This is a genomic window from Marinobacter sp. F4216, assembly GCF_019931195.1.
GTDB lineage: Bacteria > Pseudomonadota > Gammaproteobacteria > Pseudomonadales > Oleiphilaceae > Marinobacter > Marinobacter suaedae.
On sequence record NZ_JAIOUO010000004.1, the window covers coordinates 388,560 to 408,219 of the forward strand.

The following is a 19,660-nucleotide window of genomic DNA, read 5'->3' on the forward strand; positions in this document are numbered from 1 at the left end:
TTGGTAATTACTGTCTGTTGGAGTCGTTGTTGGGCTCGCACTTTCTTATTGTCAGTGGCTTGGCCGGTAGGGCTGGCCAAGCGAAAGAGGGGTGTTCAACCGGGTACGCGCCGGGTCCCAGGACAACAGAACCAGCATCAGAATCGTGACCACATAAGGCAGCATCGCCAGCAGTTCGGTGGGGCTGTTCCAGCCCAGCCCCTGCAGCACCAGATGCAGGATACTGGCGGCGCCAAACAGATAGGCGCCCAGCAGCAGGCGGCCCGGGCGCCAGGTGGCAAAGACCACCAGCGCGAGGGCGATCCAGCCCCGGCCAGCCGTCATGTTCTCGGTCCACATCGGGGTGTAAGCCAGTGACAGGTAGGCACCGGCCAGACCAGCCATACCACCGCCAAACGCCACCGCCATGTAACGCACGGCCTGCACCTTGAGTCCGTTTGCGTTAGCCGCGTCGGGATCTTCACCCACGGCCCGGAGAATCAGCCCGCCTCGTGTACGACTGATAAAGAACGCAACACCCGCACAGGCAATGAAGGACACATAGACCAGCGGATCCTGATCAAACAGAACCCGGCCAATCACCGGAATATCACTGAGCACGGGTATGGCGACACGGGTAAACCCTTCAATGGAGTTGCCCACAAAGCCAGAACCTACGAAGGCACTCAGGCCCGTGCCGAAAATGGTCAGGGCCAGCCCGGCGGCATACTGGTTAGCCGCCAGGGTTATCGCCATGAAGCCAAAGAAAAGTGACATGGCCACCCCGGTGGCAATGGCCGCAATCAGGCCAACCAGCAAGCTACCGGAGCTCAACGCGGCAATAAAGCCTGCCACCGCCCCCATCAGCATCATGCCTTCCTGGCCCAAGTTCAGAATCCCCGAGCGCTCACAAATCAATTCACCCAGCGCAACCAGCAGCAGGGGGGTACCCGCGACCACGGTGGCAGCGAGGATATTGGTCAACATTTCCATCTCAGGCCTCCCCGGCTGCAGTAGATGGTGTCATCACTTTCGACTCACGGGCGCGGTGCCGGAATCGAATCCGGTAATGGATCAGCGCGTCACAGGTGAGCAGATAGAACAGCAGCAGTCCCTGGAACAGGCCGGTCACCGCCTTGGGCATGTTCATGGCGATTTGCAGCATTTCGCCACCCAGGAAGGTCAGTGCCAGTAGCGCACTGGCTGCGATGATGCCGAGGGCGTGCATGCGCCCGAGGAACACGACAATGATCGCGGTATAGCCATAACCCGGAGAGACTTGCGGAACCAGCTGACCGATGGGCCCGGTTACCTCCGAGGCGCCGGCCAGACCGGCTGTGGCACCACCGACCAGGAAGGCAAGCCAGGTCAGCCGCCGGGCACTGAAGCCGGCAAAATCCGCAGCACGGTGATCCTGCCCGATGACGTTGAGCTGAAAACCAACAAAACTGCGGGCGAACATCACCCAGACCGCCACCGCAGCCAGCAAGCCAAACGCCAGACCGATGTGCAGCCGGGTCCCGGGTATCAGAGCCGGCAGGAGCGAGGAATCACCGAACATCACGGACTGGGGGAAGCCAAAGCCGTAAGGGTCTTTCAGCGGACCATGCACCGCATACAGCAGGAAGTTCAGGGCAATGTAGTTGAGCATGATGGTTGTCAGGATTTCATTGCAGTGCAGGTGGGTCTTGAGACCGGCGGCAATGGCCGCCCACAGGACGCCAGCCAGCACACCCGCCAGCAGAACCAGAGGCAGGACCCAGAAACCATCGGCCTCCAGGAACTGCACGGCGACCACACTGGCCCCCAGCGCTCCCATGAGGAAGTGCCCTTCCGCACCGATGTTCCAGAGCCTTGCCCGGTAACAGACGGTCAGACCGGCCGCGCACAGAAGAAGCGGTGCCATCTTGAGGCCAAGTTCCGCCAGCCCGATCACATCGCTGATGGGGGTAATGAAGAAGAAACGCAGACCTTCGACCGGGTCCCTGCCCATGGCTAGGAACAGGACGAAGCCGGTAATCACGGTCAGCACCAACGCCAGCACGGGCGAGGCCCAGCGCATCAGTGCGGAATCAACGGGACGACGCTCAAGCTGCAACATGGCTGGCCTCCTCGGATCCGAACTCACCCGCCATCCATTGCCCCAGCTGCTCGATACTCAAATCCGACGCCTCGGCAAGGGGCGATAGCCGGCCGCCACACAGGGCGCCCATGCGATTACAGAGCTGATACAGCTCGTCCAGATCCTCGGAGATCAGCAGAATCGCCGCACCTTCATCCCGCAAGCGTATCAGCGCTTCATGAATGGCCACGGCCGAGCCGACATCCACGCCCCAGGTCGGGTGGGAGGCCACCAGCAGCTTGGGATTCTGCAGCGCTTCGCGACCAATGATGTATTTCTGGAGGTTGCCGCCGGACAGGCTGCCGGCGGTGCTGGTTTCGCCATTGCAGCGGACATCAAAACGATCGATGACGTTGCGGCAGAATTCCCGGACCCGACCGAACCGGATCATGCCTTTCTGGACAAGGCCCTGTCCGGACGCCGTCAGCAAGGCGTTATCCGCCAGCGTCATGCCCGGTACCGCGCCACGACCGAGGCGCTCTTCCGGCACAATAGCAACACCACTGCCCCGGCGCTGATCCGGGGTCAGCGTTTCAATGCGCCGGCCATCAAACTCCAGGCTGCCGGCATCCACCCGCACCTCGCCGGACAGCGCTTTGAGCAACTCGTCCTGTCCATTTCCTGCCACGCCGGCAATACCGACGATCTCACCCCGGCGTAAATTGAAGCTCACCTTGTTCAGACTGGTGCCAAAAGGGTCATCGCATCGCCAGCTCAGGTTTTTCGCCTCCAGCAGCAGCTCGCCCGGCTGTGCGCTGGTGACCCGGGTCGAAATGGGGGTGTCCTCCCCCACCATCAAGCGGGCTATGTCGGTGGCTGAGATTTCGGCCGGACGGCAGTCGCCACTGACCCGCCCGTGCCTCAGAACCGTGGCGTTGTCACACAGGGCCCGAACTTCTTCGAGCTTGTGGCTGATGAACAGGATGCTGCAGCCCTCGGCAGACAACTTCCTCAGCGTGGCAAAGAGCGTGGTCACTTCCTGCGGCGTCAGAACGGACGTGGGCTCATCCAGGATCAGGAGCGTACTTTCCTGGATCAGGCAGCGAACAATCTCAACCCGCTGACGCTCCCCGACCGACAGGGTGCTCACGTAACGCCGGGGGTCCAGTGCCATGCCGTAGTGTGCGGAGACCTCACGGATTCGCTCTTCCAGTTTCGCCCGGTCCCGTGCTTCGTATGCGGGTAACCCAAGGGCTATGTTTTCCGCCACCGTCAGGGTTTCAAACAGGGAGAAGTGCTGGAACACCATGCCGATGCCCATGCCCCGGGCTTCCGCCGGGTTGGCAACCTGCACCGGCTTGCCGTTCCAGAACATTTGCCCTTCGTCCGGCTGGACAAGGCCGTAGATGACTTTCATCAGCGTACTCTTGCCGGCACCGTTCTCGCCCAGCAAGGCATGTATCTCACCCGCTTCCACAATCAGGTCTATACCATCGTTCGCCCGGCAGCCCGGATACTCCTTGACGATGTTTTCCAGTTTCAGGCGCTGTGTCGCGCTCATAAAGAACCCCGCGGTATTCCTGCTTCTCTTTTGGCCCAAAAGAAACTGACCAATCAATCAATATTTAGTCAGTCAGCAATAAACTTGCCAATTAAGCGACGGCATTATAAATGATGGGACTGAACCGATTGGTCAGTTTTTTGCAACTAAACTTTAAGAGACAGGGACAGCCCGACGGATAGTCCAGACACGGCCCCTGAAACAGTGTGATGCCGGAGAGAACCGTGATTGAATTCCTTCTGAACGGTCGAATGGAAAAAGTTGACCAAGCCGACCCAAACTTGAGCGTTCTTGAGTGGCTGCGCACCAAAATGCGGCTCACGGGCACGAAGGAAGGCTGTGCCTCCGGTGATTGCGGCGCATGCACTGTCATTACCGGAACTCCTGACCAAGCCGGCAAGATTCACTATCAGGCGATTAACAGCTGCATCACGTTACTGGGCAGCCTGCACGGCAAAGAACTGATCACGGTGGAAGCCTTTCAGCAGGAGCCCGGCCATCCGGCTCAGACCTGCATGATGGAAAAACACGGGGCCCAGTGCGGTTTCTGTACACCGGGCATCATCATGTCTCTGATCGCGTTACACGCGAACCACCAGTCAGCCACACCGGACGACCACAAACTGCTGGAAGCCTTGTCGGGCAATCTTTGCCGCTGCACTGGCTACCGTCCCATCGTGGATGCCGGACGCGATGCCATGGTTCAGGCGTGGAGCCCGGACGCTTCGCATCCCGCGGCAGGCCTGAAAGGCGATCGCTCAGCCGATGCCTTGGCCAGTATCCACACCGGCGGCATTACCCTGAAGGCGGCGAACGACGGCCCCCGCTTCGATGCACCCGCCAGCCTGGCCGAACTCCGTGAGCTACGTTCCCGATTCCCTGAATCCCGCCTTGTGGCGGGCAGTACCGATCTGGCTCTGGAAATCACCCAGCAACTTCAAACCCTCGATCACCTCATCAGCGTAGAACGGGTGCACGAACTCAACGGCTGCACCCGGGACAACGACGAACTGGTGATCGGCGCCGCCACACCCTACGAGGCATTCCGCAAGCCCTTGTCGGAGCTCTGGCCCGCCTTCGATCCGATGCTGGAGCGCCTGGGCTCGTTACAGATCCGGAACCGGGGCACCCTGGGCGGAAACATTGCCAATGCATCCCCCATCGGAGACATGTCCCCGCCCTTGATCGCCCTGGCCGCCACACTGGTTCTGGACGGCCCGGACGGAGCACGGAAACTGCCGGTGGAAGCCTTCTTCCATGACTACAAGCAAACCGATCTCAAGCCCGGGGAGTTCATCCACTCGATACGAATTCCGGTGCCGAAGCCCGGCGAAAAACTCTTCATTTACAAAGTATCCAAACGCCTGGATGACGACATTTCTGCGGTACTCGGCGCCTTCAAGATCAACTTGGAAGCCGGCATCGTCAGCGACTGCCGGCTGGCGTTCGGCGGCATGGCCGCAACCCCCGCACGGGCACGGGAGGCCGAAGCGGCACTCCGTGGTGCCCGCTGGGACGAGGCCAGCGTAAAAGCCGCTGCCGAGGCACTTGGCCGTGATTTCAACCCTCTGAGCGATGTCCGCGCGTCCGCAGCTTATCGTTTGCAGGTCGCGGGCAACCTGCTTCAACGCGCGCTGCTGGCTTCGGACCCCCTTGTCCGCGATGCTCTGACGGTGACCGACTATGCGTAGACTACCCCTCAATACCCCGACACCGCGTCACAGCGCCAAAGGGCTTGCAGGCCAGGGCGCCAGGCACGACAGTGCGTGGAAACACGTGAGCGGACAGGCCCGTTACATCGACGACCTGCCCGAACCACAGGGATTGCTGCACGCAGCGGTTGGCCACAGTGAACAAGCCCACGCCAGGATTGTGTCCATAGATCTGGAGGCGGTTCGCCAGTATCCGGGCGTGGTTGCGGTCATCACCGCCGGCGATGTCCCCGGCCACCTGGATATCGGCCCGGTGTTTCCCGGCGATCCGGTACTGGCCGACGACCTTGTGGAACACATTGGCCAGCCGATTTTCGCGGTCGCCGCCACCTCCCATGACGCAGCGCGCAAGGCCGCTCGCCTGGCGAAGGTCGAATATGAACCGCTGGCAGCAGCGGTGACGGTCGAGCAGGCTCTGGACGCACAACTGTTTGTGCGGCCCGCCCAGACCCAGTGCCGGGGCAATCCGGATACCGCCCTTGCCGGTGCGCCGAACCGGCTTCAGGGCCATCAGCGTGTCGGCGGCCAAGAGCACATGTACCTTGAAGGTCAGGCGTGCCTGGTGGAACCCACCGAGGACCGGGGGGTGTTCGTGCACACCTCCAGCCAGCATCCCTCCGAGGTGCAGAAACTGGTGGCTGAAGTGCTGGGCCTGCCGATTCACGAGGTCCAGGCCGAAGTCCGGAGAATGGGTGGCGGTTTCGGCGGTAAGGAAACCCAGGCCGCCGCGCTTGCCTGTGTCGCGTCGCTTTTGGCCAGGGCCACCAACCGACCGGTGAAGTACCGGCTGTCCCGTGGGGATGACATGATCCAGACCGGGAAACGCCACGACTTCCTGAACACCTACGACATCGGCTTCGATAACGACGGCACCATCAGGGGTGCCGATATTATGGTCGCAGCCCGCTGTGGGTATTCGCCCGACCTGTCTGACGCCATCGTCGACCGCGCCATGTTCCATGCCGATAACGCCTATTTCCTGGATCAGGCGCGTGTCACCGGCCACCGCTGCAAGACCCACACGGTCTCCAACACTGCCTTCCGCGGTTTTGGCGGACCTCAGGGCATGATGATCATCGAGCAGGCCATGGACGATATTGCCCGCCATCTTGGCCAGGACCCGCTCGATATCCGAAAACGTAACCTGTACCGCCCCGGCCGGGCTACCACCCATTATGGCCAGACCATCGAGCAGCATGTTCTGCCCCAGCTTCTGGAGCGACTGGAAGCCAGTTCCGATTACCGCCAGCGGCGGTCCGACATCGAGGACTTCAACCGCACAAGCCCGGTGCTCAAGCGTGGCCTGGCGCTGACCCCGGTCAAGTTCGGCATTTCCTTTACCGCCAAGCACCTGAACCAGGCCGGCGCGCTGGTGCACGTCTACACCGACGGCAGCATTCACGTGAACCACGGTGGCACGGAGATGGGCCAGGGACTCTACATCAAGGTGGCCCAGGTGGTGGCTTCTGCCTTCCAGGTGGATATCGATCGAGTCAAAGTCTCCGCCACACGCACCGACAAGATCCCCAACACATCCCCGACGGCCGCGTCCTCCGGCTCCGACCTGAATGGCATGGCGGCCCTGAATGCCTGCGAGAAGATTCTCGATGGTCTGATCCGGTTTGCCAGCGATCACTGGTCAGTCGCACCCGACGACGTGGTATTCGGGGAAAACCGGGTACGGGTGGGGAAGCTTTCGGTCCCTTGGGCGGAGTTTGTCCAGACCGCCTACATGAACCGGATCCCTCTCTCGTCCTCTGGCTTCTACGCGACGCCAAAGATTCACTACGACCCCAGCACCGGCACCGGTCGCCCGTTCCTGTATTACTCCCACGCGGCGGCCTGTTCGGAAGTGGTGTTGGATACCCTGACCGGCGAGTACCGGGCCATCCGGACCGACATCCTGTTCGACGCCGGCCGCTCCCTGAACCCAGATATTGACCTGGGCCAGATCGAAGGCGGCTTCGTCCAGGGCATGGGCTGGCTGACCACCGAGGAGCTGGTCTACAGCGACGAAGGCCGTCTGCTCACCACCGGCCCGGCCACCTACAAGATTCCGGCGGCGTCCGACTGCCCGCCCGATCTGCGAGTCACTTTGCTGGAGAACAGCCCCAACCACGAGGCCACCGTGTTCCACTCCAAGGCCGTCGGCGAACCCCCACTGATGCTGGCCATCTCGGTCTGGAGCGCCCTTCGCGATGCGGTGTCCAGTCTCACGGACTACCGTTTCAGCCCGCCTCTGGACGCCCCGGCAACGCCCGAGCGTGTCCTGGCTGCCGTCAACGCGAGCAAAGCCTGGCTGACCGACCGGAAGGAGAGTGCGTAATGGAACGTCGTCTGAACTGGTACCAGGCCGTGGCGCAGTGCGAAGCCCGGGGTGAGCCCTATGTGCTGGTTACCGTGCTTGGCGTCACCGGCTCGGTCCCCCGGGAGCCGGCCAGCAAGATGGTGGTGACCGGCGAACACTGTTACGACACCATCGGCGGCGGTCACCTAGAGTATCGAATTTGCGCTCAGGCCCGGGAACGCCTCGCCCGCCGGGATTACACCAGTGAACTGGCTCATTTTCCCCTCGGCGCCCGCCTTGGCCAGTGCTGCGGCGGCAGTGTATCGGTCCTGCTGGAAGCCCAGCCCGGCTGCGAACAGGAACTGGTGATCTTCGGCGCCGGCCATGTGGCCCGGGCCCTGGTATCCATACTCGGGGAGCTCCCCTGGCGGGTAACCTGGGTGGATGAGCGGGCGAACCAGTTCCCGGCACAAATTCCCGACAATATTCACATTCACCACACCGATGATCCGGTGGGTGACGCGCCCGCACTCTGCAGCGGCAAACAGGCGCTGATCCTGACCCACAAGCACCAGCTGGATTTCGATCTCTGCCGCGCCCTTCTCACCGCCGGAAACTGCGCGGGCATTGGGCTGATCGGCTCCGACACCAAGGCCGACCGTTTCCGCCAGCGGCTCGATCACCGCGGTTTCAGCCCCGAACAGATCCGTACCGTCCGCTGCCCCGTGGGCCGCACCGACATTCCGGGCAAGCGCCCCATGGAAGTAGCCGTGTCCATTTGCGCGGAGCTGCTGACACTTGGTGCAAATCCGGGTCAGCCGTCCTCGCGGCGTGGGCTGCCGTGGAAGGAACTGCGTGGCCTGATTCAGAACGACGATGCCGGAGAACTGCAGGAATGAGCCTCAAGGAACTCAACCTCGCGCCACACGAACAGGCCTATGACCTGTTTCAGTCGTGCTGTGCCGCACCCGGCTGGATTCAGGGCATGATCGACGGTCGCCCCTACGCCAGCCGGGACGACATGATCGACCACTGCCAATCGCTCTGGCCCACCCTTTCCGAAGCCGACTGGCTGGCGGCCTTCGAAGCTCACCCGAAGATCGGTGACGTAAACAGTCTGCGCGCCAAATACGCCAACACCAAAGCGCTGGCCAGCGGCGAGCAGGCCGGTGCCAAGTCGGCACCCGATGAGATTCTGGCCCGATTGAAAACGGGCAACGACCAGTACCTGGAGAAATTCGGCTTCATTTTCATTGTCTGCGCCACGGGAAAATCCGCCATGGAGATGCTCACCCTGCTCGAAGCCCGGCTACCGAACACCCGGCAAGAAGAGCTGAAAAACGCCGCGAAGGAACAGGCCAAGATAACGGAACTGCGACTGGAGAAACTGGTATGACCGCCAAAAGCCCGATTACGACCCACATACTGGACCTTGGCAGCGGCAAACCCGCCACCGGTGTGACCGTCGTGCTGTATCGAGTCACTGAAGCCCGGGAGCAGCTGGTTGCCACTGGCCGGACCAATAACGACGGCCGCATTACCGACTGGTTTGCTAGCGACCTCGAAGCCGGCCAGTATCGCCTGAGGTTCCAGACTGGCGAGTGGTATCAGGCACAGGGGCTCGACACCTTTTTCCCGGAGGTAAACCTGGATTTTCAGGTCAGCGACACCGGGGCCCATTACCACGTTCCCCTGCTGCTCAACCAGTGGGGCTACTCGACCTACAGGGGGAGCTGATGGCCAACACAGCCCCTCTCCCCCTGCCCGAAGGCATCGAGGCCCATCGCGGTGCGGTACTTCACTTCCTGGACGATCCCGGTAATGACAGTGACCCGGCCAGTGGCAGCATTGAATACTTCGAGGACGGCCTGCTGCTCGTTCACGACGGCAAGGTGGCAATGGTGGGCGACGCCGAGGCACTGCTTCCCCGGCTGCCGAACGCAACCAGACTGACCGACTGGGACGGTGGCCTGCTCATGCCCGGGTTTATCGATACCCACGCGCACATGCCCCAGCTTCCGGTTATGGCCAGTTACGGCACCCAGCTTCTGGACTGGCTGGAAAACTACACCTTCCCCCACGAGAGCCGCTTTGCGGACCGGGACTGGGCCCGGACACAGGCCGATCAATTTATCCAGCTCCTGCTGGCCCATGGCACCACGTCGGGCCTGATCTTCTGTACCTCTCATCCGGCGTCCGTGGATGCCCTGTTCGAGGCGGCCGAGCACCAGGGTATGGCCATGAGCGCCGGCAAGGTGATGATGGACCGGCATGCCCCCGACACGCTGACCGACACGGCTCGATCGAGTTATGACGACAGCCTGGCACTGCTGGAAAAATGGCATAACCGTGGGCGACAGCGTTACGCCATCACCCCGCGCTTTGCCGCCACCTCCAGTCCGGAACAACTGGAACTGGCCGGCCAGCTTGCACAGGCTCACACGGATGTCCTGGTACAAACCCACTGGGCGGAGAACGAGGGCGAAATCCAGTGGACCCGGGAGCTGTTCCCGGATCGCTCCAGTTACCTCGACGTCTACGACCATTATGGCTTGCTCGGCGCCAACACTGTGCTCGCCCACGGCATCCACATCAACGATCGCGACCGCCAGCGCCTGACCGAAACCGGCAGCCGTATTGCTTTCTGCCCCACGTCCAACACCTTCCTTGGCAGCGGCCTGTTCGATCTGGCGAGTGCCCGTTCCGCTGGGGTGAAGGTCGGACTGGCGTCTGACGTGGGCGGGGGCACCAGCCTGTCCATGCTGGCCACCATGGCGGAAGCGTACAAAGTGTGCCGGCTGCGGGGCCAGACACTGACGCCCTGGCAGGCGTTCTACCTGGCGACACTGGGAAACGCCCGGGTCCTGCATCGGGACCAGGAGTTTGGTAACTTCCGCGCCGGTCAGCAGGCAGATTTCATTGTGCTGGACCAGAGCGCATCACCCCTGCTGGCCATGAAAGCGCCCTACTGCCAGACGCTGGCCGAGACCCTGTTCAATCTGATGATCCTCGGTGACGACCGGGCCATCGCGGCAACGGCCATCAGCGGCACCATCCGGTATCACCGGGCTACTGCGGCTCTTCCCGAATCGTCGTCCATTCCGGCAGCCACTGAGTACCCACAAGGAATTTGAGTGATGGAAGCGTACCTCTACGAGTGGCTGGGGTTGATCGTCCGCTGGCTACACGTCATTTTCGGCATTGCCTGGATCGGGGCGTCGTTTTATTTCGTCTGGCTGGACAACAATCTCCGGGAGCCGCCGGAATGGAAGAAGCAACAGGGCATCAAGGGGGATCTCTGGGCCATCCATGGGGGCGGTATCTACGAAGTGGCCAAGTACCACCTTGGCCCCGACCAGATGCCCACGCAGCTGCACTGGTTCAAGTGGGAAGCCTACAGCACCTGGCTCAGCGGCATGGCCCTGTTGGTTCTGGTGTACTACCTGGGCTCAACCGGTTACCTGATTGATCCCGCCAGGGCCGACATATCCACCACCACCGGTATCGTGATTGGACTGGGCACGCTGGTCGCTGTTATGGCCGTCTACGAAGCCATGATCAGAAGCCCCCTGGCCGATAATGGGAAAGTCTTTGGCCTGCTGCTCTTTGGCATTCTGGTGCTGGTGGACTGGGGCCTGTTCCAGGTGTTCTCCGGGCGGGGCGCGTTCATCCATGTGGGCGCCGTGATAGGCACCATTATGGTGGCCAACGTTTTCCTGGGCATAGTCCCGTCCCAGCGCGCACTGGTCAGCGTTCTGGAACAGGGGCGTGAACCGGATGAGCGCGTCACTCGCCTGGCGGCACTGGCCAAACTGCGCTCGACCCACAACAACTACCTTACCCTGCCGGTCCTGTTCATCATGATCAGCAACCATTATCCGCTCTTGTACGGGCACCCCCATGGCTGGGCCATTCTCGCCGCCATCGGCTTCATCACGGCGTTTGCCCGCCACTACTTCAACCTGCGCCACCGCCAGATCAACCGGCCGTCCATCCTGGTGACCGCGGCCGTGATGACGGCGCTCCTGATCTGGGTGATTGCCCCGCCGGGCTCCACATCCATGGCAAAGAATGGGACCCAGGTCGACGATGCCACGGTGACCACCATCGTGGAAACCCATTGCCTGGCCTGCCATGCCACCAACCCGAGCCATCCTGCCTTCCAGTCGGCGCCGGCCGGTGTGCGTCTGGATGAGCTGTCGCTTGTGATGACCTTCAGCGACAAAGTTCGCCAGGCGGCGGTTCTCTCCCATTACATGCCGCTGGGCAACAGCACCGGGATGACAGAACAGGAGCGTCAGCAACTGGGCCAATGGCTCGACGCCCAGCAAGCTGTGGATTAGCCCAATTCAGTGCATGGAAGCACCTGATCGCACCACCATGGTGCGTTTCGCATAAGATTTCCCAGACTGTCGGATTTGACCACTTGGTCAGATATCGCACGAAAGCCTGTTCACCGCCGTCAGCAAGTGTCGAAGGTGGGCAGGCCCGGGCTTGCTGCCTGCCTCCCGACAAAAAAGGCCGGCAGGTAAACCTGCCGGCCTTTTCGGTAACGTATTAAGCTTACTGCGGCAGCGTAGCCGTGATGCCCTCAACGTACCAGTTCATGCCTGCCAGCTCTTCGTTGGTCATGGTCACGCCTTCAGGCACGCGCAACTCGCCACTCTGGTCTTTCAGAGGTCCGGTGAACGGATGGAGTTCGCCCTTGTCGATGGCTTCGATGGCCGCATCGACCTTGGCCTTCTGCTCGTCTGTCAGACGATCGCTGACGCCAACAATCTGGATCACGTCCTCAGAGATACCACCCCAGTAGTCCTGAGACTCCCAGGTGCCGTCCATCACCGACTGAACGGTGTCGATGTAGTACGGTGCCCAGTCGTTAACCACCGACATCAGGTGCGCGTCACCACCGAACTTGCGCATGTCGGACGCCTGGCCCACACCCCATTTGCCGCGCTTGTCAGCCGCCATCAGAGGTGCAGGGCTGTCGGTGTGCTGGACGATAACGTCCACACCCTGGTCCATCAGAGCGCTGGCGGCGTCGGCTTCCTTGGCCGGATCAAACCAGGTATTCACCCAAACCACTTTGAGTTCAATGTCCGGGTTTACTTCTTTGGCACCCAGGTACACCGCGTTGATGTCGCGGATCACTTCCGGAATCGGGAAGGACGCGATGTAGCCCAGCGTGTTGGTTTCCGTCACCATGCCGGCTGCCAGACCGGTGACGTAACGCCCCTCGTAGGTCACAGACAGGTAGGTGCCAAGGTTCTCAGCACGCTTGTAACCGGTGGCATGCAGAAAGGTGATGTCCGGAAACTGCTCCGCCACCCGAGCCGTCGGGTTCATAAACCCGAAGGATGTGGTGAAGATGACATCGTTGCCGGCCTGGGCCAGACGGCGAATGGTCCGCTCAGCGTCTGCGCCTTCGCTTACGTTCTCAACGTAGGTTGTCTCCACCTTCTCACCGAAGTGCTCCTCGACGGCAAGACGACCCTGGTCATGCTGATAGCTCCAGCCGTGGTCACCAATGGGACCAACGTAAACGAAGCCGACTTTCATGGGGTCTTCCGCCATCGCACCCGCAGACAGGGCGAGGGAGGCAACTAAGGCCAGGCCGGGTTTCAGATTCATGTATACATCTCCTAAAAGGGTTATCGTTTTGCTGTTTCCGTCAGCGCGGATCACTACAAGTGTAGGAGCAAAAAGCTGGCCAAGTATTCAGGTTTTTTATTTCTCTGTTTTTATTGAATATTTTATTTAACCAGCTGCTTTGCTCCACCGGTCATCGGCACTACTTTGAGGCACAGTAAAAGCCCTACCGCACCCTGCATGAGTCCGACGAAGGAGGGCTCTCAGAGCCGCTCCCAACTCTCCACCGATGCTTGCGTCAAAGCAGGTCACAGCAACCCATCGGTTTAAACGGAAAAGTGCCGGAAAAACTGCTGCGCCGTGCGACCATTCCGGACGCCCCGCGAGGTCGCAAACTGAATTGCCTCCCGATGAAGTGTTTCCCGGTCAGGAAAATCCGGGAACAACGCATCAATGGCCTGCAGGTAGACATCCTGGGAGAAGGCATAAAAAGACAGTTGCAGCCCGAACCGATCCGCCAGCGACAACTGCTCTTCAATTGCTTCGGCCGGATGAAGCTCGCCATCGTGCCTCTCGCCTCGCAGGTTATCGGACATGAACTCGGGCATCAGATGCCGACGGTTCGAGGTGGCGAATACCCGGACATTCTCAGGAGGCAATTCCAGCGAACCTTCCAGCACGCTTTTCAGTGCCTTGTAGCCCGATTCTCCCACATCGAAGGACAGGTCGTCGCAGAAGATGACAAACCGGAAACGCAGATCACACAGGTCATCGACAATTTCCGGCAGGTTTACCAGGTCATCCTTGTCCACCTCGATCATACGCAAGCCGTCACCCTGGTAACGATTCAGCAGCGCCTTGATCAGGGACGACTTGCCAGTGCCCCTGGCACCCCAGAGCAACACGTTGTTGGAGGGCTCTCCCGCCAGAAAACGCTCGGTGTTCCTGGCCAGCGCGTGCTTCTGCCGGTCGATGCCCTTCAGGTTTTCCCACTGCACCGGATCCAGCCGTCTGATGGCGCGCAGTCCTGCCCGGTGACGCCGCCAGATCGCCGCAGGTGTGGTCACCCAGTCTATGTTTTCCATACCGCTCACTACCCTCCCGGTGCCTCATTTTTCCTTTTGGAACGTATCAGTCCCTAAGCGTTGTAGAAGGCTGTTACTGATCCTTGCCAGGGGCCAGGCCGTTAGGCAAAGGCCTGTGCACCAACTACACTGATTCCGTAACCGTGTCCAACAAATTACATAATAATGCGCGACCGCCGCTTACCCGATGATACAACCCTCTCCACTCTGCTTTGGGCGACCTGTCTGGTGCTCGCTGCACTGCTCTGGCCGTGGTCCATTGCCCAGGCGGAGGCCGTCGGTGAAAGCGATAAAATTTCGATCGGTGTGACGGCCGACAACGCCCCCTACTCATTTCTGGAAGGCCGCGCACTGTCCGGCTATTCGGCGGACATCCTCCGGGAGATCTCGTTCAACAGCGGACTGGAATTCGAGTTCCGAGCCGGCAGCTGGCCCGAACTCTATGAGGCGTTTGTGCGTGGCGAACTCGATGCCATTGACGCCATTTCCTACCGGGGCTACCTGTCTGACAAAGTCCTGTTTACCGATCCCTATCACATCCGGCAAACCTACATGATGGAAGACAGCGGTCGCCCCACCGGCCCGATCGAATCCATTGATGACCTGAAAGCAGTCCGGCTGGGTGTTGTTGAAAGCATGTTTTACCTGCCCTATCTGGAGGACCAGGACGTCGATATGGTGACCTACGACTCCATACCCAGCATGGTGAGAGCGCTGGCCTTCGGCTGGGTGGACGTCATCATCGGGCCGCGACTCAGTCTCGAATACCATGCCGACACCGCCGGCTTCTATTTTCTGAACGTTACCGGGGCCGTACCGTTTAATCAGCGTTCCCTGGAAGATCTGCGCATCGGCGTGCAGAAGGACCAACCTGAACTCTTCGAAACCATCCAGACCGCCCTGAAAAAAATCCCGGAATCCCGAAAGGTAGAACTGCTGCGGCGCTGGCAGGAGTTTGGCGGTGCCCAGGTGGGTGACCGGCCCGCCATGCAGCTGAACGATCGGGAGCAGCGATTCCTGCAGGAGCTTGGCCCGATCCGGGTCGGCATTGTACAGGATTATGCCCCCTTCAGTTTTCGTGAGGGTGGCAGGCTGCAGGGATTTTCTGTGGATGTCATCAACCGTCTGGCGGAGATGACCGGCCTGCAGATCATCCCCGTCAGCGGACAGTGGTCCGACCTTCTGAACATGTTCCGGGAGGGCCGGATCGACATCCTGGCCAACATGTCCCTTGATCAGGAGCGCTTGTCGTTCACCCAGTTCACCGATCCCTATTACATCATTCCCAATGTCGCCTTTACCCGGGATGGCGGCGTTTCAATGACGAACATCACTGACCTGAAGGGCTACGACGTGGCTATTACCGGGGGCATCTTCTATGAAAAGGATTTGAAAAACGCTCTGGGTGACGCCGTCAAGGTTTTCACCTCTCAGGAGGCCATGTTCCAGGCGCTGGAACATGACCGGGTAGATGTAGTGCTGTCGTCCCTGCCCAATGGAAACTACTGGGTTCGACAGCTCAACATACCCGGCGTACGAATCGCCGGAGAGGTAAACTTCGAGGATCAGACCGGTGAAGACCTTCGCTTTGGCATCCAGACCAGCCTTGACCCCCTGGCTGAGATCCTCAACAAGGCAATGGCGTCCATCAGCACCACCGAAATGCGCAGTATCGAGAACCGCTGGCTTGGGGCGTCAATGGACATCAATACTCCCGGGCCCTCGAACCTGAACCTTTCGACCGAGGAACAGGCGTGGCTGGAAGCTCGTGAGTACACTCTGCCCTACTGTGTTGACCACGACTGGATGCCCTTGGAGGGCATTGACTCGGCGGGGAACCACACGGGTTTGTCCGCTGAGGCCCTGCGAATGTTCAGCGAACGGACGCAGATTCGATTCAAGCTCGTTCGCACCAAGTCCTGGCAGGAAACCCTGGAAGCAGCGCAGGAGCGAGAGTGCGACCTGCTGCCCCTGGCCATGAAAACACCCGAGCGCTCGCGCTACCTGAGTTTCACCGATCCCTATGTGCAAGTACCGAACATCGTGCTGGGGCGCATTGAAACGCCTTTCATCGAAGGATTGGGCGATCTCCGCAATAGAAAAATCGGTGTGGTGAAGGGCTACGCGTTTGCCGAGCTGCTCAAATACCGATATCCCAGTCTGAAACTGGTTGAAGTAGAGAACGAAAGCGTAGGACTCAAACTGCTGCAGGAAAATGAACTGGCCGGTTACATCACCACACTTCCCACCGCCAGTTACCACATGCAGGATCAGGGACTGGCCGACCTGAAGGTGATCGGGCGCATCCCCGCCGACTGGTCTCTGTCAGTCGCCACCCGAAACGACGAAGCGATACTTCTGAGCATCATGCAGAAAGTGGTGTCCAGTCTGTCACCAGAGGAGCGAAGGAACCTCGAAAGCTACTGGCGAGATGTTCGTATCGAGCAGTCGGTGGATTACACCGTGTTATGGCAGGTACTGGCCATTGCCCTTATTGGCGCCTCGTTGCTGGTGTACTGGAACCGAAAACTGGACCGGCTGAACCGGGAACTGGCCGTTGCCAACGATACCCTGGCACGCCTGAGCGTCACCGATGACCTCACCCAGCTTGGCAACCGCAGCTACTTTGACCGGGAATTCCGCAAAAGCTTCCAGTGGTGCCAGCGTAACGAAACCGGCCTGGCGGTGGCCATGGTCGACGCGGACCACTTCAAAGCCATCAATGATACCTACGGTCACGAAGCCGGGGATCACTGCCTGATTGCCCTGGCGGATGTCATGCGGAGGAATTTTCGCCGGGAAACCGACCGCTTATCCCGTTTTGGTGGCGAGGAATTTGTGATTTTCACCAGTTACCATCACCCGGAAGAAGTCATCGAACGGCTTGATCGCTTCCGCGAAGCGGTAGCAGACAGCGCAACCGTTTATTCCGGCAAGACCATTCATCTGACCATCAGTATTGGCCTGGCAACGGGCGTTCCCGACCCGTCGGACACCCCCGCAGAATTCCTGCGACTGGCGGACCAGGCGTTGTATCAGGCCAAACAGAATGGCCGGAACCGACTGGAGGCTCGCGCCGTCAAAGAATAGGCGGTTCCAGAGCCCCCGATAACAACAAGGAGCGCACCATGGCACGCATTTATGACGACAACTCGTTGTCCATTGGCAACACCCCGCTGGTTAAACTGAACCGAGTTAACGAAGGCGCCACCATCTGGGCCAAGATCGAAGGCCGTAACCCCGCGTATTCGGTCAAGTGCCGCATTGGCGCCGCCATGATCTGGGACGCCGAAAAACGCGGCGCGCTCACACCCGGGATGACCATCATCGAACCCACCAGTGGCAATACCGGCATCGCCCTGGCGTTCGTTGCCGCGGCCCGCGGCTATAAACTGGTGCTGACCATGCCCGCCTCCATGAGCCTCGAGCGTCGAAAAGTGCTCAAGGCACTGGGTGCAGAACTGGTTCTGACCGAGCCGGCAAAGGGCATGCCCGGGGCCATTGCCAAGGCAGAAGAGATTTTCTCCAGCGACCCGGATAACCATTTCCTGCCCCAGCAGTTCCAGAACCCGGCCAACCCCCGTATCCACGAGGACACCACCGGCCCGGAGATCTGGAACGACACCGACGGGGAGATCGATATTTTCGTGTCCGGCGTCGGGACAGGCGGAACGCTGACTGGCGTGTCCCGCTACATCAAGGGAACCCGAGGCAAGAAGATCACCACCGTGGCCGTTGAACCGGCAGACTCCCCCATCATCACCCAAACACTGAACGGTGAAGAGCTCCAACCCTCCCCCCACAAAATCCAGGGCATCGGAGCAGGTTTCGTGCCGAAAAACCTGGATCTGGAGATGGTGGACCAGGTGGAAACCGTTACCAACGAAGAATCCATGGACATGGCCCATCGCCTGATGCAGGAAGAAGGTATCCTGTGCGGCATTTCCTGTGGCGCCGCCGTGGCCGCGGCGGTGCGCGTTGGCCAGCAGCCGGAGCACAAGGGCAAAAACATCGTGGTGGTACTACCGGACTGCGCCGAGCGTTACCTGTCGTCGGCTTTGTTTGCCGATCGGTTTGGGGATCTGGAGAACAAACAGTAGGCTCTCGCCACTGTTCTAATTGCACACAACGAAGCGCGCTGCGATCTGGAAATCGCAGCGCTTTCGCAGATTACATTTTCCAGGCTAAACCGCCTTGATGATGAGCGCGGCTGCCGCATGGAGTCCCTGGGCGCCAACCTTCACCGAACCGTAACAAATCCTCGCAATGCCGTGGTGGGCGTGCTTTACGACCTTAGCCCAGGGTCGCGTGACCGGAATTGCTTCGAGCACATTGAAAGATTCATCGGCTATCGAGAGATGAACTCGCTGCAGTTTCTGAAAGCCATGGCCAGTTCCCTCTGCCAAAAGATCCGCCAGCCCAAGCCACCATTCGAGTTGATCCTGATGTTCCTGATGATTCATACCAGCCATGCCTCCAGCTGTTCCGCCACACTCGGGTGATGTGCCAGTCGCAGATGATCAACACCCGGAAACGTTGCAACGCCGGCCAACTGCCAGCCCGAACGTTTCCGCCCCTGTGCACTGGACAGCTGAACCAGGGCATCGCCGAATAACGCATTCGCGGGATGTTGCCGCGAGCGGGCCAGTAGCCCGCAAACCACGTAATGATTCACCCCGGGCAGGAGTGGCGGGTGCTCGCCCTGTTCTGCCAGCACCTCGCCCCGAGAGAGATTGCGAATCCCCTCACTGCGCAGATCAATCATCTCACCCACCACCTGCAAATAGTCCCTCGGCAACTCGCCCATAAGGTTCGCCAGCGAGTGTGCACCCCGGGCCAGCCACGAACCATCGTGGGGCGAGCCCAGATAGACGCAGTCGCTGAGCACCCGGGTCCAGCGATGGCCATCTATCCGGCCGTAGTGACAGGCGCTGCGAATCAGCAATCCACCCATGCTGTGACCAATAAGAATCAGGCGTTTGACTGGCTTGGGCCACGCCGAAATGAGCTTTTTAAGGAGCACTGACAGGGCCTGACCATTTCGGTAAACGGGTAGCCCGGTGTTGTAGCGAAGACTTAAATCCGTTGCGCTTCCCGGCAACGCTGCAGCCAGACGCTGGCCATAAGTGCTAAAGCCCGCACCAGCCTTTGAACCCGATATCCGCCAGACGGTTTCCAGCTCCATCAAACCGTGAATGGAGACGCAGAGAGTTTCGGTCACATTCTCCGGTTGCGGGTTATCCACATCCAGCTCACGACCACTCTCGATCAAACACATGGAAACAGCCAACGGATTTCGGCGTGACTCAAGCCTGTCGCCAAAAAAGCCACTGGCAATGGCACTGGTCTGGCGTTGCCAGTGCGATAGTGAACCTAATGGCATGA

Annotated in this window: 16 protein-coding genes; 9 read left to right on the top strand and 7 right to left on the bottom strand. The window is 60.2% G+C overall.

Annotated elements, in window-relative coordinates; all coding sequences use genetic code 11:
* Positions 1-51: 51 nt before the first annotated feature.
* The 3 genes from K8I84_RS11235 to K8I84_RS11245 are packed head-to-tail and all read right to left on the bottom strand — an operon-like array spanning position 52 to position 3,602.
* Positions 52-972 carry an ABC transporter permease gene (locus K8I84_RS11235; RefSeq protein WP_223794851.1) on the bottom strand — a complete coding sequence of 307 codons (921 nt, stop codon included), beginning with the start codon at positions 970-972 and terminating at the stop codon, positions 52-54.
* Position 973: 1 nt separating this feature from the next.
* Positions 974-2,080 (bottom strand): ABC transporter permease, encoded by a 1,107-nt coding sequence (locus K8I84_RS11240; RefSeq protein ID WP_223794852.1) that lies wholly within the window; start codon positions 2,078-2,080, stop codon positions 974-976.
* On the bottom strand, positions 2,067-3,602 hold the full coding sequence (locus tag K8I84_RS11245; RefSeq protein WP_223794853.1) for an ABC transporter ATP-binding protein: 1,536 nt from the start codon (positions 3,600-3,602) through the stop codon (positions 2,067-2,069). Before K8I84_RS11245 ends, K8I84_RS11240 begins: the two co-directional genes overlap by 14 nt.
* Positions 3,603-3,826: 224 nt before the next feature.
* Between K8I84_RS11245 and xdhA the strand changes: the two genes are divergently transcribed.
* Genes xdhA through K8I84_RS11280 form a run of 7 tightly spaced genes read left to right on the top strand, consistent with a single transcriptional unit; the run spans position 3,827 to position 11,944 of the window.
* On the top strand, positions 3,827-5,293 hold the full coding sequence (xdhA, locus tag K8I84_RS11250) for a xanthine dehydrogenase small subunit (RefSeq protein WP_223794854.1): 1,467 nt from the start codon (positions 3,827-3,829) through the stop codon (positions 5,291-5,293).
* Positions 5,286-7,640, top strand: a complete 2,355-nt coding sequence (xdhB, locus tag K8I84_RS11255) for a xanthine dehydrogenase molybdopterin binding subunit (protein WP_223794855.1) — start codon at positions 5,286-5,288, stop codon at positions 7,638-7,640. The genes xdhA and xdhB overlap by 8 nt, the downstream gene beginning before the upstream one ends.
* Entirely contained in the window at positions 7,640-8,500 is an 861-nt protein-coding gene (xdhC, locus tag K8I84_RS11260; RefSeq protein WP_223794856.1) for a xanthine dehydrogenase accessory protein XdhC, read from the top strand. Before xdhB ends, xdhC begins: the two co-directional genes overlap by 1 nt.
* Positions 8,497-8,997, top strand: coding sequence for a 2-oxo-4-hydroxy-4-carboxy-5-ureidoimidazoline decarboxylase (gene uraD / locus K8I84_RS11265; RefSeq protein WP_223794857.1), 501 nt, complete (start codon positions 8,497-8,499; stop codon positions 8,995-8,997). Before xdhC ends, uraD begins: the two co-directional genes overlap by 4 nt.
* A complete protein-coding gene (gene uraH / locus K8I84_RS11270) occupies positions 8,994-9,338 on the top strand; it encodes a hydroxyisourate hydrolase (RefSeq protein WP_223794858.1) in 345 nt (114 codons plus the stop codon). The genes uraD and uraH overlap by 4 nt, the downstream gene beginning before the upstream one ends.
* A complete protein-coding gene (gene guaD / locus K8I84_RS11275; RefSeq protein WP_223794859.1) occupies positions 9,338-10,735 on the top strand; it encodes a guanine deaminase in 1,398 nt (465 codons plus the stop codon). Before uraH ends, guaD begins: the two co-directional genes overlap by 1 nt.
* Before the next feature lie 3 nt (positions 10,736-10,738).
* Positions 10,739-11,944: a urate hydroxylase PuuD gene (locus tag K8I84_RS11280; protein ID WP_223794980.1), complete on the top strand. Its 1,206-nt coding sequence runs from the start codon at positions 10,739-10,741 to the stop codon at positions 11,942-11,944.
* Positions 11,945-12,164: 220 nt separating this feature from the next.
* On the opposite strand, the gene K8I84_RS11285 is transcribed toward K8I84_RS11280, so the two are convergent.
* Positions 12,165-13,232, bottom strand: coding sequence for a BMP family ABC transporter substrate-binding protein (locus K8I84_RS11285; protein ID WP_223794860.1), 1,068 nt, complete (start codon positions 13,230-13,232; stop codon positions 12,165-12,167).
* A 284-nt stretch (positions 13,233-13,516) separates the two neighbouring features.
* A complete protein-coding gene (locus K8I84_RS11290; RefSeq protein ID WP_223794861.1) occupies positions 13,517-14,275 on the bottom strand; it encodes an ATP-binding protein in 759 nt (252 codons plus the stop codon).
* A gap of 165 nt (positions 14,276-14,440) precedes the next feature.
* Here K8I84_RS11290 and K8I84_RS11295 point away from each other — a divergent pair, with 165 nt between their 5' ends.
* Together K8I84_RS11295 and cysK are read left to right on the top strand one after the other, a co-directional pair.
* Positions 14,441-17,365 carry a transporter substrate-binding domain-containing protein gene (locus tag K8I84_RS11295; RefSeq protein WP_223794862.1) on the top strand — a complete coding sequence of 975 codons (2,925 nt, stop codon included), beginning with the start codon at positions 14,441-14,443 and terminating at the stop codon, positions 17,363-17,365.
* Between the two features lie 38 nt (positions 17,366-17,403).
* Positions 17,404-18,375 (top strand): cysteine synthase A, encoded by a 972-nt coding sequence (cysK, locus tag K8I84_RS11300; RefSeq protein WP_223794863.1) that lies wholly within the window; start codon positions 17,404-17,406, stop codon positions 18,373-18,375.
* Positions 18,376-18,459: 84 nt separating this feature from the next.
* Here the strand turns inward: cysK and K8I84_RS11305 are convergent, their stop codons facing one another.
* Both K8I84_RS11305 and K8I84_RS11310 read right to left on the bottom strand, forming a co-directional pair.
* On the bottom strand, positions 18,460-18,738 hold the full coding sequence (locus tag K8I84_RS11305; RefSeq protein ID WP_223794864.1) for a hypothetical protein: 279 nt from the start codon (positions 18,736-18,738) through the stop codon (positions 18,460-18,462).
* Entirely contained in the window at positions 18,735-19,658 is a 924-nt protein-coding gene (locus K8I84_RS11310; protein ID WP_223794865.1) for an esterase/lipase family protein, read from the bottom strand. Before K8I84_RS11310 ends, K8I84_RS11305 begins: the two co-directional genes overlap by 4 nt.
* Positions 19,659-19,660: the final 2 nt, after the last annotated feature.